The organism is Streptomyces sp. NPDC059524 (genome assembly GCF_042749255.1).
Taxonomy (GTDB): Bacteria; Actinomycetota; Actinomycetes; order Streptomycetales; family Streptomycetaceae; genus Streptomyces; species Streptomyces xanthii.
In genome coordinates this window covers 52,121-58,642 of the sequence record NZ_JBHYTK010000020.1, presented here as the reverse complement: position 1 = coordinate 58,642, position 6,522 = coordinate 52,121, and the positions used below count along the sequence as shown (strand labels likewise).

At 73.2% G+C, this 6,522-nt stretch carries 4 protein-coding genes; 2 read left to right on the top strand and 2 right to left on the bottom strand.

The window, feature by feature from the left end:
* Positions 1-125: 125 nt before the first annotated feature.
* The gene (gene guaA / locus ACFW9D_RS08850; RefSeq protein ID WP_384619442.1) at positions 126-1,706 is read right to left on the bottom strand and encodes a glutamine-hydrolyzing GMP synthase; all 1,581 of its coding nucleotides are present in this window, start codon (positions 1,704-1,706) and stop codon (positions 126-128) included.
* Positions 1,707-2,265: 559 nt separating this feature from the next.
* Positions 2,266-2,982 carry a hypothetical protein gene (locus ACFW9D_RS08845; protein WP_384619440.1) on the bottom strand — a complete coding sequence of 239 codons (717 nt, stop codon included), beginning with the start codon at positions 2,980-2,982 and terminating at the stop codon, positions 2,266-2,268.
* Positions 2,983-3,174: 192 nt separating this feature from the next.
* Here ACFW9D_RS08845 and ACFW9D_RS08840 point away from each other — a divergent pair, with 192 nt between their 5' ends.
* Together ACFW9D_RS08840 and ACFW9D_RS08835 are read left to right on the top strand one after the other, a co-directional pair.
* Complete coding sequence (locus ACFW9D_RS08840) at positions 3,175-5,307, top strand: glycosyltransferase family 4 protein (RefSeq protein WP_384619437.1); 2,133 nt, start codon at positions 3,175-3,177, stop codon at positions 5,305-5,307.
* Between the two features lie 116 nt (positions 5,308-5,423).
* On the top strand, positions 5,424-6,512 hold the full coding sequence (locus tag ACFW9D_RS08835) for a hypothetical protein (protein WP_384619435.1): 1,089 nt from the start codon (positions 5,424-5,426) through the stop codon (positions 6,510-6,512).
* Positions 6,513-6,522: the final 10 nt, after the last annotated feature.

The window sequence follows — 6,522 nt, the reverse complement described above, 5'->3', positions numbered from 1 at the left end:
CCCGTCGGGGGGGGGGGGGGGGGGCACCGGGGGGGGCGCCCGGGCCCCACGGTTGCCCGGCCCCTTGAAACGCCACGGTCCCCCCCCGGGGGGGGGGGGGCGCCACTCTCACTGAACCGTGGGGACTACTCCCACTCGATGGTGCCCGGCGGCTTGCTCGTGACGTCGAGCACGACGCGGTTGACGTCCGCGACCTCGTTCGTGATGCGGGTCGAGATCCGGGCGAGGACCTCGTACGGCATCCGGGTCCAGTCCGCCGTCATGGCGTCCTCGGAGGAGACGGGGCGCAGCACGATCGGGTGGCCGTAGGTGCGGCCGTCGCCCTGGACGCCGACCGAGCGGACGTCCGCGAGCAGGACGACCGGGCACTGCCAGATCTCGCGGTCGAGACCGGCCGCCGTCAGCTCCTCGCGGGCGATGGCGTCGGCCTCGCGGAGGAGGTCGAGACGGTCCTTCGTCACCTCGCCGACGATGCGGATACCGAGACCCGGGCCCGGGAACGGCTGGCGCTGGACGATCTCGTCCGGCAGGCCCAGCTCGGCGCCGACCATGCGGACCTCGTCCTTGAACAGCTGGCGCAGCGGCTCGACGAGCTCGAACTCGATGTCGTCGGGCAGACCGCCGACGTTGTGGTGCGACTTGATGTTCGCCGTGCCGGTGCCGCCGCCGGACTCGACGATGTCCGGGTACAGGGTGCCCTGGACGAGGAACGCGACCTCGGGGCCGTCCTCCTGGAGGATCTCCAGCTGGGCCTGCTCGAAGACGCGGATGAACTCGCGGCCGATGATCTTGCGCTTGGTCTCCGGGTCGGAGACGCCCGCCAGCGCGTTCAGGAAGCGCTCGGACGCGTCGACGACCTTCAGGTTCGCCCCGGTCGCGGCGACGAAGTCCTTCTCGACCTGCTCGGTCTCGCCCTTGCGCATCAGGCCGTGGTCGACGTAGACGCAGGTGAGCTGCGAGCCGATGGCCTTCTGGACGAGGGCCGCGGCCACGGCGGAGTCGACGCCGCCGGACAGACCGCAGATCGCGCGCTTGTCGCCGACCTGGGCGCGGATCGCCTCGACCTGCTCCTCGATCACATTGCCCGTGGTCCAGCTCGGCTCGATGCCGGCGCCGCGGTACAGGAAGTGCTCGAGCACCTGCTGGCCGTGGGTCGAATGCATGACCTCGGGGTGGTACTGGACCCCGTACAGCTTCTTCTCGTCGTTCTCGAAGGCGGCGACCGGGACGACGTCCGTGGACGCGGTCACGGTGAAGCCCTCGGGGGCGGCCGAGCAGGCGTCGCCGTGCGACATCCACACCGACTGCTCGGTGGGGGTGCCCTCGAACAGCGTGGAGCTCGCCTTGGAGACGGAGAGCGGGGTGCGGCCGTACTCGCGGGCGCCGTTGTCGTCGACGGTGCCGCCGAGGGCCGTGGCCATCAGCTGGAAGCCGTAGCACATGCCGAAGACGGGGACGCCTGCGTCGAAGATCGCGCGGTCCAGGCGCGGGGCGCCCTCCGCGTAGACCGACGAGGGGCCGCCGGAGAGGATGATCGCCGCCGGGTTCTTGGCGAGCATCTCCGCGACCGGCATGGTGCTCGGCACGATCTCGCTGTAGACCCGGGCCTCACGGACGCGGCGGGCGATGAGCTGGGCGTACTGCGCACCGAAGTCGACGACCAGGACGGTGTCGGGGGTGGTGGCAGCGGGGGTCGCTGATGACACGGGTTGCCTTCCGGCGGCTGAGCGGGGAGTCGTGACCCCGATTCTACCGGCTCGGGCGTGTGGGGATTCGGGGTGCCGTGGGGCTCCGCCGTAGCTCCGGCCGTGTGTCGCCGGGTGCCGCCCGGCGGGGGCTGGTCGCGCAGTTCCCCGCGCCCCTGAGATGCGCACTGCGTGCGCATCTCATCGGGCCCCACACACCCGAACCCGAGTTCGATTCCGGGCTCACCCGTACGGCGCGTGACCCGGAGGGAAGCGCTTCGTTGGTTCGGTTAGTCCGTGCCAGCCAGGGGCGGGCCGCCCGAACCACGCGTGGCTCCGCTGGAGCGATGAGACGTCACGGTGACGCCGTACGTCGTGGGACCTCGCTTCAGCTCAGTGACCGGACGGCAGGGGACAGCAGCCCGGTCACACCAAGGAAACGGCCGGTCCCGGGGACGCCCGGGGCCGGTCGGCCTCCGTCCCGCCCCCACACACCAGCACTTCAGACCCCATCGGTGAGCACGATGCGTAGACCGGCCCCACGCCTTCGCTTCAGGTCCCCTGCTCGACCAGCCGGCGGTTACGCCTGCTTCTCCAGCTTGTCCATCTGCGCCTTGACGACCTCGTCCGGCACCTCGGCCTCGGCGCCGCCCAGAGCGTTCAGCGCCTGGAAGACGACGAGGGTCGAGCCGCTGCGCACGACCGTGTACCCGAACGTCATCTTGTCGCCGTCGATGTCACCGCGCAGCGTGAACGCGACCGCCTCGTCGCCCAGCTTCGGCGTCTCGCCCGGCTTGACGTCCTTGTACTGGTAGTCGGTGTGCTCGTACGCGTGGCACTTCTCGCTCTCCTCGCGCACCTCGGCGAGGATCTTCTTCGCGTTCGCCTCCTCGTGGGCGAGCAGGCCCACCTTCAGGAGCGTCGCGTCCGTCTGCTCCGTCGAGATCACCGAGCGGGCCACCCGCGCCTCGGCGTCCGGCTCCGTCCCGACGAAGAAGAGGTCGGCGATCGCCTGGCACGAGGCCGGGTTCGCCGGGACGCTGACGTCCGGGATCTCGTCCTCGGACGCCGGGGTGATCCGGTAGCCCTTCACATCGCCCTGCGCGAGCGCCGCCTTCTTCAGCTGCGCCTCGCCGAGCGGCTTCGGACCGGGCTCGGCCGTGGCCGACGCCTTCGCGGACGGCTTGTCGACGGTCTTGCCGCCGTCGTCCGCGCCGCCGCCGCCGCAACCCGCGGTCGCCGTGAGCGCGACCAGCGCACCGACCCCTGCCAGCGTGCGCCCGAGACCTGACTTCACGTTCGTTCTCCACCTCATGCACTCGCGCGACCGCCCTTGCGGTCGCGCCGAGCGGCCATCAAAGCCGGGACCTGGGGTGTCGGACCACTCCTGACCGCCCGTTCCCCATAACGATCGGGGATCGGCGAAAAGGTTGTACTGCTCGCACATGACGCTCAACACAGCGCAATAGCGGAACATTGGTGCCCCATCGTGAAGATCGTCTTCCTGCTCAACAACGCGTACGGCATCGGCGGCACCATCCGTGCCACAACCAACATGTCGGCGGCGCTCGCCGAACGGCACCGGGTCGAGGTCGTGAGCGTGCACCGGGCGCTCGACCGCACCGGGCTGCCCTTCGACCCCCGCGTGCGGATGACCACCCTGCTCGACCTGCGCGAGGACAGACCCGACCGCGCCGACCGCGAACCCCTCGCACAGCAGCCGTGCGTGATGTACCACGAACGCGGCACCAGGACCGGACGGCTGGCCTACACCGCGCTGCACGACGAGCGGATCGCCGCGTTCCTCGACCGCACCGACGCCGACATCGTCATCGCGACCCGGCCGATCCTCAACGGCTACCTCGCCCGGTACGGCGCCGACCGCTATCTGCGCATCGGCCAGGAGCACCTCTCCTACGACGGGCACGCCGACGAGGTGCGCCAGGCGCAGAACGTGGCGCTGGCCCGGCTCGACGCGTTCGTCACCGTGTCCGAGGCCGACGCCGCGCGCTACCGCGCCGAGCTGCCCCAGGTCCGTACGCGGATCACCTGCGTGCCGAACGGGGTGCCCGCGCCCGGCGTGGAGCGGTCGCCGCTGGACTCCAAGGTGATCGTGGCGGCCGGGCGGCTCATCCCCGTCAAGCGCTACGACCGGCTCGTCGACGCGTTCGCGCAGGTCGCCCCCGAGCATCCGGACTGGGCGCTGCGGCTGTACGGGCGCGGGCCCGAGAAGGCGGCGCTGCGGGAGCGGATCGACCGGCTCGGGCTGTACGGGCAGGTGCGGCTCATGGGGCCGGTCTCCCCCATCGAGACCGAGTGGGCGAAGGGCGCGATCGCGGCGGTCACCTCCGACATGGAGTCCTTCGGGATGACCGTCGTCGAGGCCATGCACTGCGGGGTCCCCGTGGTCGCGACGGACTGCCCGCACGGCCCGGCCGAGATCATCGAGCACGAGCGGAACGGGCTGCTCGTGCCGCTGGAGGCGGGGGTCGCCGGGTACGCGGAGGCGCTGCGCCGGCTCATGTCGGACGACGCGCTGCGCGGACGGCTCGGGGCGGCGGCGCTGGAGCGGGCCCGGGACTTCGAGCCGGCGGCGGTCGCGCTGCGGTACGAGGAGCTGTTCCGGGAGCTGGGGGCCGGGCGGGAGCGCGGCGGCGCGGCGGCGCCCGCTCCGCGTCCGGCGCCGGTCGCGGCCCCGGCCGCGCCCTCGCTCGGGGCCCGGTGGTGGCGGCGGCTGCGGTCCGCGGCTCCCGCGCCCCGGGTCGCCGCGGCGCCCCCGTCCGGGCCTTCGCCCTCCGCGGCCGAGCCGGCGCCCGCTCCCGCGGCTCCCGTCGCGTTCGCCCGGTCGAGCGGCGACGGCGGGTTCACCGTGCGGTTCGACGCGGCGACGCTGCCGGCCGGGCCGCTGGACTTCGTGGCGCGGCTGCGCCGGGACCCCAAGGGGCGGGAGGTGCGGCTCGCGGTGCCGCAGGACGGGCGGGTCGTGGTCGCGGCCGACGCGCACCGTCTCGCCGAGGGCCGCTGGGACTGCTACGTCGCCCCGCGCGGCACCGACCGCCGGCGGCGTCTGGAGTGCGGGCTCGCCGAGCGGGCCCGGCGGGTCGGGGCGAGCCCGCGGACGGTTCCCGACGGGGTCGCGGCCTGGCTGCCGTACGCCACGTCCGACGGGTTCCTCGCGCTGCGGGTCTGGCTGCGGCCCGCGCACGCCGAGGTGCTGCACGTGGACGCGGGGCCGGAGCGGGCCGTGGTCGGGGCGGCGCTGTACGGGGTGCGCGGCGGGCTCGACGGGGCGCGGGTGGTGGCCGTCGCGCGGGCCGGCGAGGAGCGGGACTTCTCGGTGCCGGTGGTCCGGGTGACCGACGAGCACTTCGAGTTCACGCTGCCGTACGCGGAGGCGGCCGCGCGGCGCGGCGGGGAGCGGGAGGACTGGACGCTGTGGCTGCACCGGTCGGCCGCCGCGGCGGTGCCCGTGCCGATCGGGCGGATCGGCAGCGACGTCATGGACCGCAACAAGACGGACCTGTTCCCGGCGGGGCCCGACGGGGTCGGGCTGCACTTCACCGGGGCCCATGACCTGGGCGTACGGGCCCGGGAACCGAAGGCCGTGACCCAGGTCACATAAAGATCCTGTCAGTTGCAGGACAACCATGCGCGCCGATCAAGGGTCCTCTTTGCGAAACCACGGCCACGTCCGCGTCCGCCATCGCGGGGCCGCCCTTCGTACCCACGAGGTCCTGAATGAAGCTTCGCCGCGCACTCGTGACGGCGGCCGCGACGGCCGCCATCGCCCCGATCGCGCTCCTGTCCGCCCCGGCCGCGTTCGCGGACGACCCGGCTCCCGTCACCACCGCCGGCGCCGAGTCGCCGGCGGCCGACTCGACCGAGTCCCCGGCGCCGACCACTCCGTCGGAGGCGGAGTCGACCCCGGCCGACGGCCCGGCCACCGACGCCGCCGGCGCGGGCGCCGAGGACGGCTCCGGCACGGAAGACGGTTCCGGCGCCGAGGCCGGCACCGAGGACACCACGAAGCCGGTCACCCCGGGCACGGAGACCCCGGCCACGGAGACCCCGGCCACCGGGACCCCCGCGACCAGCCCCAGCCCGTCGGAGACCACCGACCCGCTGGAGTCCTGCGACGACATCGCCGACGAGGACGACAAGGGCACCGTCGCCGAGCTGCGCGGCCTGCCGTCGAAGATCGTCGCCGGTTCCGGCTGGCACGACTTCACGTACCGCGTGGCAAACAAGTCCGAGCGTGACTTCGACAAGATGTACGCGTCGCTGTACGTCGCCGCCGTCGCGGACGACGACGAGTTCTCGGACGCCACCGACCACCTGACCGTGCAGTGGCGCGGGGCCGACGGCTGGCACGACGTCACGATCGGCGCGGAGACCATGCTGCCGTTCCAGGAGTCCGGTCCGCTCTCCCCGGGTGAGCACGCCGACTTCGCGCTGCGCGTCCAGGTCGACGCCAAGGCCCCGGCCGGCTGGGGTGCCGCCGTCACGCTCGGCATGAGCGTGGACAGCGACGGCGTCTGCTCGTTCAACGACGCCGACACCGCGCTCTACGAGTTCGAGATCCTGGCCGCCGGCACGAAGCCGGGCGAGGTGCCGCCCGCCAAGGGCAAGCCCGGCAAGCCGGTCAAGCCGCGTCCGTCCAACACGCCCGCCCCGCAGGCGAGCAGCACCCCGATCGACGGGTCGCTGGCCGAGACGGGTTCCAGCTCCATGCTGCCGACCGTCGGCATGATCGGCGGCATCGCCGTCGTCGCCGGTGCCGGCGTCGTCTACTCCGTGCGTCGCCGCAAGGTGGGCGCCGAGGGCTGAGCGCGCGGCA

What these genes read in the sequence shown, in the direction of transcription:
- ACFW9D_RS08835 (WP_384619435.1), top strand. Translation starts at nt 5,424, where the DNA reads ATGAAGCTTCGCCGCGCACTCGTGACGGCGGCCGCGACGGCCGCCATC.